Annotated in this window: 13 protein-coding genes; 4 read left to right on the plus strand and 9 right to left on the minus strand. The window is 37.6% G+C overall.

Annotated features, from left to right (window positions below):
• Nucleotides 1-8: 8 nt before the first annotated feature.
• Nucleotides 9-548, minus strand: a complete 540-nt coding sequence (locus ACIPKN_RS12270; protein ID WP_400936360.1) for a hydrolase — start codon at nucleotides 546-548, stop codon at nucleotides 9-11.
• 650 nt (nucleotides 549-1,198) lie between these two features.
• On the opposite strand from ACIPKN_RS12270, the gene serC reads away from it, so the two are divergent.
• Nucleotides 1,199-2,290, plus strand: coding sequence for a 3-phosphoserine/phosphohydroxythreonine transaminase (serC, locus tag ACIPKN_RS12275; RefSeq protein WP_142509823.1), 1,092 nt, complete (start codon nucleotides 1,199-1,201; stop codon nucleotides 2,288-2,290).
• Between the two features lie 451 nt (nucleotides 2,291-2,741).
• Here serC and ACIPKN_RS12280 read toward each other — a convergent pair whose 3' ends face one another.
• The 3 genes from ACIPKN_RS12280 to ACIPKN_RS12290 are packed head-to-tail and all read right to left on the minus strand — an operon-like array spanning nucleotide 2,742 to nucleotide 4,785.
• Nucleotides 2,742-3,164, minus strand: a complete 423-nt coding sequence (locus tag ACIPKN_RS12280) for a Fur family transcriptional regulator (protein WP_142509824.1) — start codon at nucleotides 3,162-3,164, stop codon at nucleotides 2,742-2,744.
• Nucleotides 3,161-4,024, minus strand: a complete 864-nt coding sequence (locus ACIPKN_RS12285; RefSeq protein ID WP_142509825.1) for a metal ABC transporter permease — start codon at nucleotides 4,022-4,024, stop codon at nucleotides 3,161-3,163. The genes ACIPKN_RS12280 and ACIPKN_RS12285 overlap by 4 nt, the downstream gene beginning before the upstream one ends.
• Nucleotides 4,025-4,038: 14 nt before the next feature.
• Nucleotides 4,039-4,785 (minus strand): metal ABC transporter ATP-binding protein, encoded by a 747-nt coding sequence (locus ACIPKN_RS12290; RefSeq protein WP_142509826.1) that lies wholly within the window; start codon nucleotides 4,783-4,785, stop codon nucleotides 4,039-4,041.
• Between the two features lie 637 nt (nucleotides 4,786-5,422).
• Here ACIPKN_RS12290 and ACIPKN_RS12295 point away from each other — a divergent pair.
• The gene (locus tag ACIPKN_RS12295; protein ID WP_053484617.1) at nucleotides 5,423-5,659 is read left to right on the plus strand and encodes a Nif11 family protein; all 237 of its coding nucleotides are present in this window, start codon (nucleotides 5,423-5,425) and stop codon (nucleotides 5,657-5,659) included.
• Between the two features lie 197 nt (nucleotides 5,660-5,856).
• Here ACIPKN_RS12295 and ACIPKN_RS12300 read toward each other — a convergent pair whose 3' ends face one another.
• Together ACIPKN_RS12300 and ACIPKN_RS12305 are read right to left on the minus strand one after the other, a co-directional pair.
• Nucleotides 5,857-6,750: a deoxyribonuclease IV gene (locus ACIPKN_RS12300; RefSeq protein ID WP_400936364.1), complete on the minus strand. Its 894-nt coding sequence runs from the start codon at nucleotides 6,748-6,750 to the stop codon at nucleotides 5,857-5,859.
• 12 nt (nucleotides 6,751-6,762) lie between these two features.
• A complete protein-coding gene (locus ACIPKN_RS12305; protein WP_400936366.1) occupies nucleotides 6,763-8,064 on the minus strand; it encodes a DEAD/DEAH box helicase in 1,302 nt (433 codons plus the stop codon).
• Between the two features lie 465 nt (nucleotides 8,065-8,529).
• On the opposite strand from ACIPKN_RS12305, the gene ACIPKN_RS12310 reads away from it, so the two are divergent.
• The gene (locus tag ACIPKN_RS12310) at nucleotides 8,530-9,585 is read left to right on the plus strand and encodes a 2,3-butanediol dehydrogenase (protein WP_400936368.1); all 1,056 of its coding nucleotides are present in this window, start codon (nucleotides 8,530-8,532) and stop codon (nucleotides 9,583-9,585) included.
• 59 nt (nucleotides 9,586-9,644) lie between these two features.
• Here ACIPKN_RS12310 and kdpC read toward each other — a convergent pair whose 3' ends face one another.
• From kdpC to kdpA, 3 genes are all read right to left on the minus strand, one after another.
• Complete coding sequence (gene kdpC / locus ACIPKN_RS12315; RefSeq protein WP_400936370.1) at nucleotides 9,645-10,289, minus strand: potassium-transporting ATPase subunit KdpC; 645 nt, start codon at nucleotides 10,287-10,289, stop codon at nucleotides 9,645-9,647.
• 10 nt (nucleotides 10,290-10,299) lie between these two features.
• Nucleotides 10,300-12,363, minus strand: a complete 2,064-nt coding sequence (kdpB, locus tag ACIPKN_RS12320) for a potassium-transporting ATPase subunit KdpB (RefSeq protein ID WP_400936372.1) — start codon at nucleotides 12,361-12,363, stop codon at nucleotides 10,300-10,302.
• 178 nt (nucleotides 12,364-12,541) lie between these two features.
• Nucleotides 12,542-14,245 carry a potassium-transporting ATPase subunit KdpA gene (gene kdpA / locus ACIPKN_RS12325; RefSeq protein ID WP_400936374.1) on the minus strand — a complete coding sequence of 568 codons (1,704 nt, stop codon included), beginning with the start codon at nucleotides 14,243-14,245 and terminating at the stop codon, nucleotides 12,542-12,544.
• Between the two features lie 372 nt (nucleotides 14,246-14,617).
• Here kdpA and ACIPKN_RS12330 point away from each other — a divergent pair, with 372 nt between their 5' ends.
• Nucleotides 14,618-17,335, plus strand: a complete 2,718-nt coding sequence (locus ACIPKN_RS12330; protein WP_400936376.1) for an ATP-binding protein — start codon at nucleotides 14,618-14,620, stop codon at nucleotides 17,333-17,335.
• Nucleotides 17,336-17,345 lie beyond the last annotated feature (10 nt).

A 17,345-nucleotide genomic window follows, 5' to 3' on the forward strand; every position in this document is an offset into this window, starting at 1 on the left:
GTTTTTTGTTATTTAACGAGTTGTAGCACCGTTTTAAAATGTGGATGATCTGCACGTTGTAATAACTCGTATAAAATCATTTCCATGCTTGTTGGTAAAATTCCAAGTGCCTTCATCTTCTCAAGCCCTATCTCTTTATTGGCCTTTGTACGAGAGGACACTGCATCTGCAACAACTTCAACCTCAAACCCTTGTTCTTTTAGCTGTATGGCCGTTTGATAGACACAAATATGTGTTTCGATACCTGTCACAATAAATTGAGAACGACCACTTGCCTTCATTGCATCGACAAACTCTTGTTCCTGGCATGCACTAAAAGCCATTTTAGCTAAAGGTTGTTGACCTTGAATATGCTGAGCAATATTTAACGCTGTCCCACCTAAACGGCTAGGATTTTGCTCGAGCCATAAAATAGGTACCTCTAATACTTGCATAGCTTGTACCAGCTTGGCCACATTTTCTATCACCGCTTCACTTTCATCAACAATTGTCGCTAACTTTCCTTGTACATCGACGACAACTAAACACGCTTCTTCTATTGTAAACATTTAAAACACCCCTTATAGCAGTATTCACAATTCATTATACCTAAAGTTACTTGGTTTATGTTCAAGGTTAGAGATATTTCGTCCATTAAACTTAATTAATGCTTAAAAAGCAATCAACGTTGGCCGCTTTTTTGTGTTCCTTTCTACCTGTAAATGTATCCATCTTTACCCTATAAGAACTTAGACTATACTACGGAAAGCGTCCTTCTGGGGTGGAATGTACAAGCGAGTACTAATTTGACAGAAGAAATTTCATTTAAACAAACACGAACATTTTATTATCACTCCGTTTTAGCAATATGTAAATCACGAAATATTAACTCATATATGTACGACTCCGTTTCAGTTTGTTCGTATTTAAAGCTAAAACGCTATTATGAATTTTAACTCAATTGTGTACATTTTATTGCGAGCCTGTCATTATTCTGCTCGAATAGCGAGAATTTTATTTTTTCTCTTGAAAATTGCGTTATAATCCAGTAAAGTGCTTTTAACGGTCAGTAATCCGCTTATTCTATTATCTTTAAATTAAAAAAGTTAGCTAGATGACTATGAACTGATTGTAAAAGCCCGATAGATTCATTAACCAATTAGTAAGGACTAAACTGATTAAGGTTTGACCTTATAAAACAAACAAGGAGTGTACCACTTTGACACAACGAGCATACAATTTTAACGCAGGCCCTTCTGCCCTACCACTAGAAGTATTAGAAAAAGCCCAACAACAATTAGTAAACTTCCGTGACTCAGGCATGTCAATTATGGAAATGAGCCACCGCAGTGCCATTTTCGACGAAGTACATAATGAAGCAATTGCTTTATTGAAAAAGCTTTATGCTATCCCAGAGAACTATGAAGTCCTTTTCCTACAAGGTGGAGCTAGTCTTCAATTTACTATGATACCGATGAACTTCCTACAAGCAGATCAAAAAGCAAGCTACGTGTTATCAGGATCATGGTCTGAAAAAGCTTTCAAAGAGGCTAAATTATTTGGGACACCTGTTGAAGCTGCTAGTACAAAAGAAAATAAATACCGCAATATCCCAACTTTAGCAAACCTCCAATTCAATGAAGAGGATGCCTATTTGCATATCACTTCAAACAATACGATTTACGGTACACAATGGAAGGAATTCCCTGAGACAGGTAATGTACCATTAATCGCGGATATGTCTAGTGATATTCTTTCTAAACCAGTAGATGTAAGTAAATTTGGTCTTATTTATGCAGGGGCTCAAAAAAATCTTGGTCCATCTGGTGTAACAGTCGTTATTATTCGCAAAGATTTGCTAGAGAAAGCGAATAAAAATATTCCTACAATGCTTAAATATTCAACGCATGCTGACAGCAACTCTTTATACAATACACCACCAACTTTTGGTATCTATATGTTAGGTGAAGTATTAAAATGGGTAGAATCAAAAGGCGGTGTTGCTGAAATTGCCAAGCATAATGAATTAAAAGCAAAAGTAATTTATGATGCTATTGACAATAGCAATGGATTCTATACAGGTCATGCAACACCTGAAAGCCGTTCTTTAATGAACATCACTTTCCGTGTTGCTGATGAAGAGCTTGAAAAACAATTCCTTGCTGAAGCAAAAGCAGCAGGATTTGTTGGACTTAATGGACACCGTTCTGTAGGCGGCTGCCGTGCTTCTACTTACAATGCTGTACCATTAGAGGCTTGTGAAGCATTACGTGACTTTATGGTAGAATTCCAACAAAAACATCAAAAATAATCAATTTCGCCTAGGACGTGGCGTTCGTTCCTCTATTTCAGTAAGTGTTTGGATACCTACTGAAAAGGGACCACACATTCGCCAGTCATCTTCACCTTCAGAGATTGGACCCTTTCACTGAATAAAGATAAAAAATCGACGAATGTTTTACTTAACGTAATCATTCGTCTTTTTATTATTTATGGAAAGAAGACAAATACCTGTGAAGCAGCAAATACCTTTTATTCAATATTTAAATACATCTTTTTAAATGCCTAGCGGACATATTACCAATCTCCTTTCACTCAAAAATCATAGATTATTAAAGTGATGCGCAATACTAGTCGGGGAAGACCTTTGTACAAAAAAATTGAAACTACATGTATAACAGCATATATACAATAAAATGGGTAGTTCCAAATGAAACCTCACTTGGAACTACCCCTCTCTTCAAATATTGTCAAGTCAGAATTCACAATGTTTCATGCTTACACTCTGGACATTTACCATATATTTCAAATTTATGATTTTCAATCTCATAGTCTGGCAGCTTTTCTCCAAGCATTTCCATAGGGCAGAGATTTAACTCCTTAACATTGCCGCAATCCATACAAATAAAATGATGGTGATGATGTTCAGATTCACAATGCATACGGAAATTTCGTTCCCCAGATAACTCAGTTTCCTCCAGTATTCCTAGCTTCACAAACGTTGAGAGGTTGCGGTAAATCGTATCGAAACTCATACCTGGAAAATCTTTTTTCAAAACATCTAATAAATCTCGAGCAGTTAAATATTTATCTGTTGCTGCAAACATATCTAATATTAACTCACGCTTATCTGTTTTTTTAAAGCCGTTTTCTTTTAAAATTTCCCACGCTCTTGAAACATTCACTGCGCTACCTCCTCCCGTTTTGTAGCCATTTTAAATACCATTTTCTTCACTAGTATTACAAGCAACAAAATTAAGATAGAAGTAACGACAATTGTACCACCGGGTGCTAAATCTAAATAAAAAGCACTGACTAAACCGATTAACACAGCCGTTTCGCCAAAGACAATTGCATAAATGATTGTTTGCTTAAAGCCCTTTGCAAGTCGCATTGCAGCAGCCACTGGTAACGTCATAAGTGATGATACAAGTAAAATACCGACGATGCGCATACTTGCAGCAATAACAAGCGCTGTAACGATCATAAACAAGAGATGAATCCAACGTGCAGGCAGACCGCTAGCTTTTGCATATTCCTCATCGAAAGATAAAACAAAAAGTTCCTTAAAAAATATAAATAAAAAGATAATGACAACGGCAGCAATTCCTACTACTACCCATAAATCCTGACGTGATACAGCTGACACTGAACCAAATAAATAGCTCATTAAATCCGTGCTAAAACCACTCGCAAGCGAGATGAAAATAGCACTAATACCAATGCCACCAGACATAATAATTGGAATAGCAAGCTCTTCATAGTGCTTATATAAACGTCTAAGACGCTCAATTAAAATTGAACCGCTGACAGAGGCTAGTATGCCTAAGTAAATCGGATTTAGCATCGCTAATGCTGTAACAGATTGACTGATATATAAGCTTCCCGCTATTCCCGCCAGTGTCACATGTGACAAGGCATCGGCAATAAGTGAAAGCCTGCGAACGACAATAAAAACACCTAATAGCGGTGCCAATATGCCAATTAATAGCCCAGAGAAAAAGGCATTTTGTAAAAATTCATAGTTAAAAATTGCTTCAATCATTATGCCTTCTCCTTCTAGTGAATCTTTCTCACAGAATGGCCATACCAAGCATCAAGCGCATCATGAGAAATTGTATCAAATTCATTTTTGTAACCGTGGAAATGTATAGTTTGATTTAAACATGCCACATGACTGATACGATTAGACACTGTATCAACATCGTGTGTAACAAGAATCATTGTAATTCCCTGTTCCCGATTCAATTTCGCCAGCATATCATAAAATGACTGCACATTCTCATGATCAATGCCGACAGTTGGTTCATCTAATATTAGTAGCCTCGGTTCACTAACTAATGCTCTTGCAATAAAGACACGTTGCTGTTGCCCACCAGATAACTCACCAATATTACGATTGATAAATGCTTCCATTCCAACAGCTTTTAATGCTTCTAACACTTTTTCCTTTGCATCTCGTCCAGGTCTTTTAAACAATCCTAATTTTTTCGATAATCCACTTTTCACTACTTCTTGGACAGTTGCTGGAAAACCCGAATTAAAGGCATTAGATTTTTGTGACACATACCCTATCCATTCACGATGCTTAAAAGTTGAACTTGGTACACCAAATAGCTTTATTTCTCCAGACATTGGTTTAAGTAATCCTAGAATAATTTTTAATAATGTAGATTTCCCTGAACCATTCGGACCAAGAAGTGCTAAAAAATCTCCCTCTTCTACACGAAAAGAGATATTTTTTAATACTTGAGTATAGTCATATTGAAATGACACGTTTTCAATGTCAATTAATGATTTTTTCATGTATGTTCTCTTCTTTCTAATTCAAAATCATTACGATTTACAAGTTGTAAGTATAAATGAAAGTACAGTTTTTGTAAAGAAAATAAAATCATCACCATAACGTGTAGTTGATTTCCGTTCCGACTGGGCGCTTTGTTGCTGTCGCTTCGCTTTCGCACAGAAAAAAACATTTGTTGCTGTCGCTTCGCTTTCGCACAGAAAATAACATTTGTTGCTGACGCTTCGCTTTCGCACAGATAAAAGCTTCCTGGGGGCGTCCGATGAGCCGCTTGGGGCAACGGATGTTTTTTGTGCGAAAGCGTAGTGTAACGTAGCGACAAGGCGTTATCACAGGATGTGATGGTTTTAGCCTTCGTTCATCTATATCGCTAACCCCCAAGGAGTCGCCCAGCCTCCACTCCAATCAACTTAAGGCATACGTTTTAACAATGTCATCCAAGCTTTTGGTGATGACCAGAATTAAGATTATCATGCGTGTTGATTAGAAAAATAAAACTGTATTTTGTTATTTGAACCGCGCTATTTTTTAACAGGCATTGATTCTAACACTTTTAATGTGAAGGGTTTTCATAACTGTCACGACTCACAAGAGTGATTTTCTTCAAGAAACTAAACAACTTTAAAAGGAGGATTAGCTTTGAGTATTCAATTTTTACAGCAATTAACACAAAGTAGTGATAAGGAAGTTGTTGCGATTGCACGTGCTGAAGGATTTGAAATTACTACTTCTGAAGTAAGAAAACTCCGTCCTTATTTGGAGCAATTCTCATTTACGTGGCTCTTTTTAGGTATTCCAAAAGATATTCTTGTAGAGGTAGAAGCTGTTTTAGGTAGAAAGCGTTCCAGACAACTAATTGCATTGTTTACGAAATAATCAATTCCGCCTTGGCGTAATTGTAGCTGTCGCACAGATAAAGTACCACAGGATGTGGCGATCTTAGACAGCGTCCTCTATTTCAGTATGTGTTTAGACACCCATTGAATAAAGGATCACATCAGCATTCATCTCATCACCATGGAGATAAAAAAAGCCCGAAAATCAGCAAATACGCTGATTTCGGACTTTTTATTCTATCCTCTTAGAGCATCGATTAACGCTGGTTTAAACTCTCCATTACGAAGCATTTCAATTTCATGCTTATAAGGAGCCGATTTTGATTTAGCATCACTATTTAAAGCAACAAATGGAGTTTCTAGGATTTTAGGAATCTCCATTAATTGTGGATGATGCACAATATTTTTTAATGCATCAAAGCCAATATGACCGAAGCCAATATTTTCGTGACGGTCTTTTCCTGCACCACGGACATTTTTTGAATCATTGATATGCAGGACTTTGATACGATCAACACCTATTAGTTTATCAAACTCATTTAAGACGCCATCAAAATCTTCTACAATGTTATAGCCCGCGTCATGAGTATGGCATGTATCAAAGCAAACTGAAAGACGTTCATTATGCGTTACGCCATCTATAATTTTTGCAAGTTCTTCAAAGGAACGGCCACATTCAGTTCCCTTCCCCGCCATTGTCTCCAATGCGATTTGTACAGGGTAATCCTGTGACAGTACTTCATTTAAACCTTCAATAATCTTGGCAATCCCTGCGTCTGCTCCCGCACCGACATGGGCACCCGGATGCAATACAATTTGTGTTGCTTCCAACGCTGCTGTTCGTTCGATTTCAGTTTGTAAAAAATCTACACCTAGACGGAAAGTTTCAGGTTTTTCTGTGTTCGCAATATTAATAATGTATGGAGCATGGACAACAATATTTGTCATACCATGCTCTTTCATGTGTAGTAAACCATTCATTATATTGAGGTCAGCAATTGCCTTACGACGAGTGTTTTGAGGTGCTCCTGTATAAATCATAAAGGTATTTGCCCCATATGAAAGGGCCTCTTTACTTGATCCGAGCAGCATTTCTTTTCCGCTCATTGAAACATGTGATCCAAGTAGCATTTGAATGCCTCCTTATTTTTTACCGCGAGCTTTTAAACGACGTTCACGTTTTTTAACTTTTTCCATTTCCCATTTCATATTACGCTTGTAGCCTGGTTTTACTTTTTTCGGCTTCCGCACTAATGCTTTAGCCTTTGCATCGATTTCATTTTCATGCTTCACACGATTTTTACGTGCATGGCGATCTTTTAGTTCAGACCATTCGCCATCTTTTACGTCTTTTTGAACAAATGGAATGCCCATCTTCTCAACGCGTACTACTGCATCCTCATCTGATGGCTCAAACAAAGTGATAGCCGTTCCTTTATTCCCTGCACGCGCTGTACGTCCCACACGATGAATAAAGAATTCTAAGTCCTCTGGAATTTCGTAGTTAATGACATGTGAAATTCCTTGAATATCGATACCACGCGCTGCAAGATCTGTTGCAACGATATATTGATAGTCCAATTCTCGAATTTGTTTCATCATTTTCTTACGATCACGTGGACTTAAGTCACCATGTATTTGACCACAGCGAATCCCATTTTCATTTAAGTAGCCAGCAACGTGCTCTGCTGTTTTACGTGTGTTGGTGAAAATTACCGCTAAAAATGGATTGATTCCTTCAATGACTTCTAACAAACGTTTGTTACGTGATTTAGAACGCACTGGTACAAGCACAAAGTCAATTCCTTCTGCGACCGGGCGTTTATCGTTCATATGGATATGAACAGGTGCTTCCATATATTTTTTTAAGAAAGGCTGAAGCTTTTCTGGAATTGTTGCTGAGAATACAAACATTTCAAGGTTTTCTGGCATTTGGGAAGCAAAACCATCGATTTCCTCTATAAAGCCCATATCGAAGGCTAAATCTGCCTCGTCGACAACTAACATTTGTGCCGTATGCACAAATAACGCTTGCGCTGCAACGAGATCACGAATACGTCCTGGTGTTCCGACAACAATTTGTGGTTGCGTTTTTAATTTATCAATGGAGCGTTGTTTGTCCGTACCTCCAATAAATAGTTTCGCTTGAATAGTTGTTCCTTCTATTAATTGATTTAACGCATCAAAAATTTGTTGTGCAAGCTCACGTGTAGGTGACGTAATAACAGCTTGTACTTCCTGCTTGTCAGCATTAATTCGTTGCACAATCGGAATTAAAAAACTATGTGTTTTTCCCGTCCCTGTATGCGCTTGTCCGATTGCACTCTTTCCTTTTAATAGTAGCGGAATGATTTCCTTTTGAATCGGCGTTGGTTCTGTAAAGCCAAGTCTTGCAATTGCGTACTGCAAAAATGGCTGAAAATTATAATCAGTATATTTTGACATAATTCGTTCCTCCTAACATCTTTCACATTGTATCATGATTCGAACTCCAGGTATATTAACGTCCTATTATCTCAAGCATGAACATAATTTTATATTTTTATCATAGCTGTAGCGAAGCCCTTATCAAAGTTACTCGAAATACTGTGAATATGCAATAAAAAAAGCGCTCAGAACTGTACATAAATTCTACTCCTGATTGTAAAGAGCGGTATGGTAATTTAATCGGAAGACTTCTACATTCTCATTTTGTGAGGAGATTTTCTCTATGGTGAGCTCCCATTATAATTTAGTCTAAATCTTTTTAGTTTGTTAAACATAGTTTTAATACTATTTTGATTTTGCTACTTATACTAATGATGAGCTAAAAATTAGTATTTTTTATGTCAATTTATTGTTAACTAATGCTTTGAAGAATTACCATATGTTACGATAAAAATGTAAGATACTAGAGGAGGTTGACTTATCATGAAAGCAGCAAGATGGTATAAAGCAAAAGACATCCGAGTAGAAAACATTGAAGAACCAGTAATCTCACCTGGAAAAGTAAAAATTAAAGTACATTGGACAGGGATTTGCGGTAGTGATTTACATGAATACACAGCTGGCCCAATATTCATTCCAGTAGAACAACCTCACTATGTAAGTAAAGATATTGCGCCAATTGTTATGGGCCATGAGTTCTCTGGTGAAGTAGTAGAAATTGGCGAACGTGTTACAAAGGTACAAGTTGGGGATCCTGTAGTTGTAGAACCTATTCTTGCATGTGGCGAATGTGCCGCTTGTAAAAAAGGAAAATATAATATTTGTAAGCATTTAGGATTCCACGGTCTGTCTGGCGGCGGCGGAGGTTTCTCTGAATATACAATGGTAGATGAAAAAATGGTACATAAAATGCCAGAAGGTCTTTCCTACGAACAAGGTGCACTTGTTGAACCAGCGGCAGTAGCATTACATGCAGTTCGTCAAAGTAAACTAAAGGCTGGCGATACAGCAGCTGTTTTTGGCACTGGGCCAATCGGTCTTCTAGTTATCGAGGCATTACGTGCAGCTGGAGCGGCGGAAATTTATGCGGTAGAACTTTCGGCGGAGCGTGCTGCTAAAGCATTAGAACTAGGCGCTACAGCAGTTATTAATCCTAAAGATGAGGATGCAGTAGCTCGTCTACATGAATTAACAAATGGTGGCGTAGATGTTGCATTTGAAGTAACAGGTGTTCCTGTAGTATTACAACAAGCTATTGATTCAACAACATTTGAAGGTGAAACAATTATCGTTTCTATTTGGGAAACTGCAGCTTCTATTCTACCTAACAATATCGTACTGACAGAGCGTTCTGTAAAAGGGATTATTGCTTATCGCGATATTTTCCCAGCGGTGATGGAATTAATGAAACAAGGCTACTTCCCTGCTGAAAAACTTGTGACGAAACGAATCGCTCTTGATGAAGTCGTAACAGAAGGCTTCGAGGCACTAATGAAAGAAAAAAACCATATTAAAATCCTTGTAAATTCACAAGCTTAATATATAGAGAGACAGGTAGAGAAAACGAAGAAACTTTTCTCTACCTGTTTTTAATTTTGTTAACCCTCTTTTTTCTCCATTTTTTTCATAATATCTAAATTGGCCATTAGGTAGTTCACCTTATTTTCTCCAAAAGCCCCTAACGTACGTTTTTCTGTATTTTCTTCTATAATTTTTTCAATCTCATCCTTCGCAAGCCCACTTGCTTGGACAATTCGATCGACTTGTATTTCTGCAGCCTTCACACTAATATGCGGATCCAAACCTGAGCCTGAAGCGGTCATTAAATCAGCAGGTATGTCTTGTCGTTTTACGGATGGATTTGCTAATAAAAACTTCTCGATATCTGCTTCTATCCGTTTCTTTAATTCTGGGTTGGATGGTGCATAGTTAAATGTTCCAGAGCTAACACCACTATAGTTCACCTGGCCATTTTCATCAGGTATCGTATCCTCTTTCGTATAGACATTATAGTTAACAGATGAGACACGCCCCCAGAAATATTCCGGTGCAGTAAAAGCTTGACCGATTAATGCTGAACCAACAGCTTCACCATCCGCTTCTATTAAACTACCATTTGCTTTATGATGAAATAACCCTTGAGCTAATGCAGTTACTGCAAATGGGTATATAAAACCACATAAAACGAACATTGTCATTGAGATTAAAAATGCTTGCTTTGAATTCTCAAAAAATTTCCGCATGTCCTTCCTCCTATAAACCAAACATCTGGAATAGTGGTCCAACTAGTAAATCAATCAATTTAATGCCAATAAAGGGAGCAATAATTCCACCTACACCATAAACAAGTAAGTTTTTATTTAATAACTTTGTAGCACTCATCGGCTCATACTTTACACCCTTCATTGCAATAGGTATTAATAGTGGTATAATCACTGCGTTAAAAATTAAAGCAGAAATGATCGCACTAGATGGCGAATTGAGATTCATAATATTTAATGTCCCCATCTCTGGTACAGCGACCATAAGCATAGCTGGAATAATAGCAAAATACTTTGCGATATCATTTGCAATACTGAAAGTCGTTAATGCCCCTCGCGTCATGAGCAACTGTTTTCCTATTTCTACAACTTCAATAATTTTAGTTGGATTTGAATCTAAATCGACCATGTTCGCAGCTTCCTTTGCAGCGTTCGTTCCCGAATTCATGGCAAGACCTACGTTTGCTTGTGCTAATGCAGGGGCATCGTTCGTCCCGTCACCAGTCATCGCCACTACTTTCCCTTGTGCCTGCTCATCTTTAATAACTTGAATTTTGTCTTCTGGCTTACTTTCTGCTATAAAGCTGTCCACCCCCGCTTCCTTTGCGATAGCCGCTGCCGTTAAAGGATTATCTCCTGTACACATGATCGTTTTAATCCCCATCGTTCGAAGCTTTTCAAAGCGTTCCTTAAGTCCGGCCTTTACGACATCCTTTAAGTAAATGACACCTAAAATTTTATCGTTTAACGCTACTACGAGTGGTGTCCCACCAACAGAAGATACTTGTTGAATCAGCTGTTCCAAATTTGTAGGAATGCTATGACCTGCTTTTAGGCTCTCTTTTTTTATCGTATCATAGGCTCCTTTTCGAATTTTTGTGCCATCCTTCCTATCCAAACCACTCATACGAGTTTGTGCGGTAAAGGGAATATGTTCACTTGACTTAATAATGTCTTCTTCACCGTCTATATTCACTCCTAATTCACAAGCAAGTGACAAAATAGACTTTCCTTCAGGTGTATCATCTGTTAAAGAACTAAGCCATGCAGCTTGCATTAAATCTTTACTTTCCACCCCTATTACTGGGAGAAATTCAGCTGCCATGCGATTTCCATAAGTAATAGTTCCAGTTTTATCTAAAATTAATGTATCTACATCTCCACACGCCTCTACGGCTCTTCCAGACATCGCAATAACATTAAACTGAGTAACTCTATCCATTCCTGCAATACCGATTGCCGACAATAATCCACCAATGGTTGTAGGAATTAAACAAACTGTAAGGGCAATTAATGTTGCGATGGAAATCGGTACATTTAAATAAGTTGTCATTGGATAGAGCGTCACAACAACTAATAAGAAAATAATCGTTAAACTTACTAAAAGTGTATTGAGTGCTATCTCATTTGGCGTTTTTTTACGACTGGCTCCTTCGATGAGTGTGATCATTTTATCTAAAAATGATTCACCAGGCATCGAAGTAATTTCGATCATCAACCAATCACTCGTAACCGTCGTACCACCTGTAACTGATGAAAAATCTCCACCCCGCTCCTTTACAACAGGCGCAGATTCACCTGTTATCGCCGATTCATCTACTGTAGCAATGCCTTCCAAAACTTCTCCATCATTTGGAATAACCTCACCTGCCTGAACTAAAACAATATCGCCCTTTTTTAGTTCATGTGCCTGTTTAAGTATTTCAGAGCCATCACTAAGTAAAACACGAGCCTGTGTAACTGTTTTTGTGTTTTTTAACGTTTGAACTTGTGCCTTTCCTCGCCCTTCAGCAATCGACTCGGCAAAGTTTGCAAATAGAATAGTTACAAAAAGAATGCTAGCGACGATCGCATTATACAGTCGATCATGTTCTACTACTTCGCTACCAAACATATTCGGGAAGAGGGTTAATAGCAGCACAAACATAAACCCTACTTCTACTACAAACATAACAGGATTTTTCAGCATATATAATGGACTAAATTTTTTTAAAGCGTCTATAATCGAGCTTTTTAGCATATTGCCCGTAAGCAAACCTTTTCTTGCTGTTTCCATAGGTGTCTCTCCTTATTAAAAATCAATTTCGCCTTGGCGTAATTGCCGCTGACGCTTCGCTTTCGCGCAGATAAATTGCCACAGGACGTGGCGTTCTTAGACTTAGTTCCTCTATTTCAGTAGTTATTTAAAAGGAACCACATCCGCATTCATCTCACCACATTCAGAGGCGGGAGTCTTAAGCTGAATGAAGATAAAGTTGTAAGTGCTCCGTAATTGGCCCAAGTGCTAATGCCGGTAAAAATGTAAGAGCACCAATCATTAAAACGATAGCAACAAGTAAAAATGTAAAAATAGTATTATCTGTTCTTAATGTTCCTACCGAGTCACTGTGAAACATTTTTTTAGCTAGTAGGGACGCTATAGCTAGTTGAATAATGATCGTCAAATAACGTCCGAAGAACATGGCAAGCCCTGTCGTCACATTCCAAAATGTTGAGTTGTCAGCTAATCCTTCAAAACCTGAGCCATTATTTGCTGAGGCAGATGCAAATTCATAAAGAACTTGAGATAACCCATGTGCACCTGGATTCGTTACGGCTGCTACTCCTGACGGTGTTAGTACTGCAAGCGCTGAAAATAGCAAAATAATAGCAGGATGGATGAGAATACAAAGTGCAATTAGCTTCATTTCCTTCTCTTCAATTTTCTTACCTAAAAACTGAGGTGTTCGACCAATCATCAAACAGGCGATAAAAATTGTTAATAACACATACATCATCATGTTCATCAGGCCGACTCCCTTGCCTCCAAACACAACATTTAGCATCATATTAAACATCGGTACAAGACCACCAAGCGGCGTTAATGTATCATGCATATTGTTGACAGACCCCGTTGTAAAAGCAGTGGTCACTGTCGTAAATAACGCAGATTGTGCCACCCCAAAGCGCATCTCTTTTCCTTCCATACTTCCTAGGTCCTGGGCAATTCCCAGCTCATTAATGATTGGATTACCCGCTCTCTCCGCAACATACACCGTCATCAATCCAACTAGGAACAGCGCACTCATTGCCACAAAAATGGCGAGCCCTTGCTTTCCAAAGATCGTTTTCCTTTTTCCATATGCAACCATTAAACTAAAGGCAACTACACAAGCACCTGGTAATAGCATCATAGATAGCATCTCCACAATATTAGAAATGACCGTTGGATTTTCAAAAGGTGTTGTTGAATTCGCCCCATTGAAGCCACCACCATTTGTTCCTATATGCTTGATAGATTCAAGAGAAGCTACAGGTCCAAGTGCAATATCTTGTAATTTACCTTCTATTGTTTGTACAGTTTTATTCGCACTCAAGGTTTGTGGTGTACCTTGAGAGACTAAAATAATGGCCACAACAATAGCTATAGGCATTAACACACGTGTGATAACACGCACAAAATCCACAAAGAAACTACCAATAGTGTCGGTTTTAGCAACAAGACGTCGGCAGAACGCCATACAAGCCGCATAACCAGTAGCTGCAGATGTAAACATCATAAAAATAATGATTAGCATTTGTGATAAATAACTTAGTCCTGATTCGCCACTATAGTGCTGAAGATTTGTATTCGTTATAAATGAAATTATGGTATTAAATGAAAGTGTTGCTTCCATATTGTCAATATCATTTGGGTTTAAAAACAACATAGCTTGAATTCGTAAAAGAAAGTATCCAATAAACACCATAAATGCGTTCGACAAAATTAATGAAAGTACATACTGTTTACCAGTCATATCTACTTGCTTAATGCCACATAATTTATAAATAAATCCATCAAATCTGTCCATTATTGGATCAAGCCATGTTTTTTGTTGCATCGTCACCCGAAATAAATAATGACCGGTTAAAATAACGATTGGTAAAGAAATAATTAATACGATGGCGATTTGCCACATACCGCAATACCTCCTACAAGCCTATTAATAATTTTCAGGATAAAGTAATGCATGCCCTAGATAACCGAAAAGGACTACAAGTACAATCCCCATAACAATCCACATTTTTTATTCCTCCTTACTTTTCACCGACTAACTTGAAGCACCAAGCTGTTAATGCATATAGACTCGCAAAGCTTATGATGAGTAAGCCAATCATATAAAAGTCCATCAATCGAGCACCCTCCTTTATTTGGATGCTCTCATCATACTGACTTTCAAATTAATGTAGTGTTAGGAAATCGCTTTTTCTATTAAGAAACTATAAAGGGGGAAAATCTTAATACTTTCTTAATGGAAGATAACGCTATAATACAAATGAGGTGAAAGAGGATGGAAAATACACGCCCAACTCCAGAGACGTTTTTAGCGAGACTTCAACAGGAGGAACAATTTATAGGGAAGTTAAAGATCTTTCTCGGTTATGCTGCTGGAGTAGGTAAAACTTATGCAATGCTAGATGCAGCACAGCAAGCAAAAAAACTTGGTAAAGATGTGGTAGTTGGCTATGTAGAACCACATCCTCGTCCAGATACGTTAGCTTTACTCGAAGGACTTGAGCAAATTCCTACGAAAAAAATAATTTATAAAGGGAAACCTTTTCAGGAATTAGATATTGATGAAGTACTAAAGCGCAAACCGGAAATTGTCATTATTGATGAATTGGCACATAGCAATGTTCTAACGATGCGTCATAAGAAACGTTTTGGGGATGTTGAGGAATTACTGGCAAAGGGTATTCATGTCTATACAACCGTAAATATTCAACATATAGAAAGCCTACATGATTTAGTAGAAGAAATAACCGGAATAAAGGTTCAAGAGCGTATTCCCGATTATTTAATTGATCAAGCTGCACAAATAAAAATTGTCGATATTGAACCAGATGAGTTAATTCAACGCCTACAAGAAGGCAAAATTTATGTAAAACAACAAGCTGAAAAAGCGTTGCAATCTTTTTTTCGCAAACAAAATTTAGTATCACTTCGAGAAATTGCATTACGGAGAGCTGCAGATACGATTAACTATAAGCAAGTAAACAGCGACGAATCTATAAAGCATCCTGTACAAATCGAAGAGCATTTACTTGTGGGTATTAGTAGCTCTCCTACGAATGCCAAGGTTATTCGAACTACTGCGCGATTAGCACAGGCATTACATGGGAAATTTACAGCTCTTTACGTCCAAAACGTACAGGAGCGTGACAGGAGTAACGCAAATTCTGAACGACTTCAGCAGCATATAAAGCTTGTTGAACAGCTTGGCGGCCATGTCGTAATTGTTCAGGAAGATGATGTAGCTGTCGCCCTTGCTAACTATGCACAAATTAGTGGTGTCACTAAATTAGTCATCGGTAGAACTAGCATGAGAAAAAAATGGTGGCGACCAAACACCAAAATTAGCGATCGACTCAACGAATTTGTGCCGAATTTAGCCATACATATAGTCCCTGATCAGGAAAACGAACAATTCTACTTCCCTACTGTAAAAAATAAGCTGTCATTTGAATGGCATGACTTATTAAAAATGGCTGTAGTATTTGGCATAGTATCAGTTGTTGGGCTATATTTTTACACAATTGGTGTCAGCGACTCGAACATTATCACTATCTACATTTTAGGTGTTTTAATTCTTGCCATTTGGTCATCAGGATGGATGATGAGCATTATTAGCTCCATCATAGCAGTACTACTTTTTAATTATTTTTTTACAGAACCACGATTTTCATTTAACGCCTATCATCGTGACTATCCGATGACCTTTGTGATCATGTTCCTTTCAGGAGTGATTACAAGTAGCTTAACGAAAAAAATAAAGGAGCAAACCATTGTCGCTGTTCGTAAATCTTATCGAATGGAGGTGCTCCTTGATACAAATCGTAGACTTCAACATGCTAAGTCAATAGAAGAAATTATTATTGAAGGCATGTCACAAATCGTTAAATTAGTAGAAAAACCAGTACAATTTTTTGAGATAGAAAATAACTTAATTGTGAACTCTATTTTTTTCCGTACCGAGAGCATATCTAGTATTGAAAATAAGAAGATAGCTTCCCTCTTTGAGAATCCGAATGAGCATGGTGTAGTAAGCTGGGTTATCAATAATAAGCATGTAGCAGGCGTATCCACTGACATATTTCCTGAAGTGAATGCCTACTATTTACCGGTTATTTCAAACGGGAGTGTTAAAGGGGTTATCGGTATTGCACTGTCAAAGCAATCACCATTACCTGCATTTGAGCGTAATATTTTGCATGCCATTATGAATGATTTTTCATTCGCACTTGATAAATGGTATTTACAAAAACTCAATGCAGAAGTAGCTAGAGAAGCTGAAATGGAGCAAATGCGAGCAAACCTTTTGCGCGCAGTTTCTCATGATTTAAGAACACCGTTAACTGCTATTTCCGGTAATGCAGATATATTACTATCTAGTGCATCTCAAATTCGAGAGGATGAAAAAAGCAAAATATATGAGGATATTTATAAAAATTCGAAATGGCTTGTACAAATGGTTGAAAACTTACTTGCTGTGTCTAAGTTAGAAAATGGACAATTTGCAATGGAGATGCAATTGGAACTTGTAGAAGATATTATTCAAGAAGCACTAACGCATGTCGTTCGTCTAAACAATACACATGAAATATCCTATCAAATTGAACCAGAATTTTTATTTGCTGTAATGGATGCACGACTGATTATTCAAGTTCTAATTAATATTATTGATAATGCATTGACCTATACGCCTTCAGGCAGTGTTATTACTATAAAGGTCAAAGAATCTGAACGTTTCGTCCACTTTAACATTGCAGATAATGGCCCTGGCATTGACGATTCTATAAAAAACAACCTTTTTGAGCCATTTACTACCGGAAAAGTACAGCGGAGCGATAGTCGAAGAGGCTTGGGTTTAGGCTTAGTGCTATGTCAAACTATATTAAAATTACATGGAAGTGAAATAACAGTTTCGGATAATAAACCAAAAGGAACAATTTTTCATTTTTCACTGAAAAAAAGCCCTTTACCAAAGGTTAGAGATAACATTTATTAAACGTTTCTAT

Origin of the sequence: Lysinibacillus sp. NPDC086135 (assembly GCF_044746345.1) — a bacterium.
Classification (GTDB): domain Bacteria; phylum Bacillota; class Bacilli; order Bacillales_A; family Planococcaceae; genus Lysinibacillus.

Excerpts from the sequence above, each read along its gene's own strand:
- kdpA (WP_400936374.1), bottom strand. The coding sequence starts at position 14,245 with ATGTGGCAAATCGCCATCGTATTAATTATTTCTTTACCAATCGTTATT.
- kdpB (WP_400936372.1), bottom strand. The coding sequence starts at position 12,363 with ATGGAAACAGCAAGAAAAGGTTTGCTTACGGGCAATATGCTAAAAAGC.
- ACIPKN_RS12290 (WP_142509826.1), bottom strand. The coding sequence starts at position 4,785 with ATGAAAAAATCATTAATTGACATTGAAAACGTGTCATTTCAATATGAC.
- ACIPKN_RS12330 (WP_400936376.1), top strand. The coding sequence starts at position 14,618 with ATGGAAAATACACGCCCAACTCCAGAGACGTTTTTAGCGAGACTTCAA.
- ACIPKN_RS12285 (WP_142509825.1), bottom strand. The coding sequence starts at position 4,024 with ATGATTGAAGCAATTTTTAACTATGAATTTTTACAAAATGCCTTTTTC.
- ACIPKN_RS12300 (WP_400936364.1), bottom strand. The coding sequence starts at position 6,750 with ATGCTACTTGGATCACATGTTTCAATGAGCGGAAAAGAAATGCTGCTC.
- kdpC (WP_400936370.1), bottom strand. The coding sequence starts at position 10,289 with ATGCGGAAATTTTTTGAGAATTCAAAGCAAGCATTTTTAATCTCAATG.
- ACIPKN_RS12310 (WP_400936368.1), top strand. The coding sequence starts at position 8,530 with ATGAAAGCAGCAAGATGGTATAAAGCAAAAGACATCCGAGTAGAAAAC.
- ACIPKN_RS12305 (WP_400936366.1), bottom strand. The coding sequence starts at position 8,064 with ATGTCAAAATATACTGATTATAATTTTCAGCCATTTTTGCAGTACGCA.
- ACIPKN_RS12270 (WP_400936360.1), bottom strand. The coding sequence starts at position 548 with ATGTTTACAATAGAAGAAGCGTGTTTAGTTGTCGTCGATGTACAAGGA.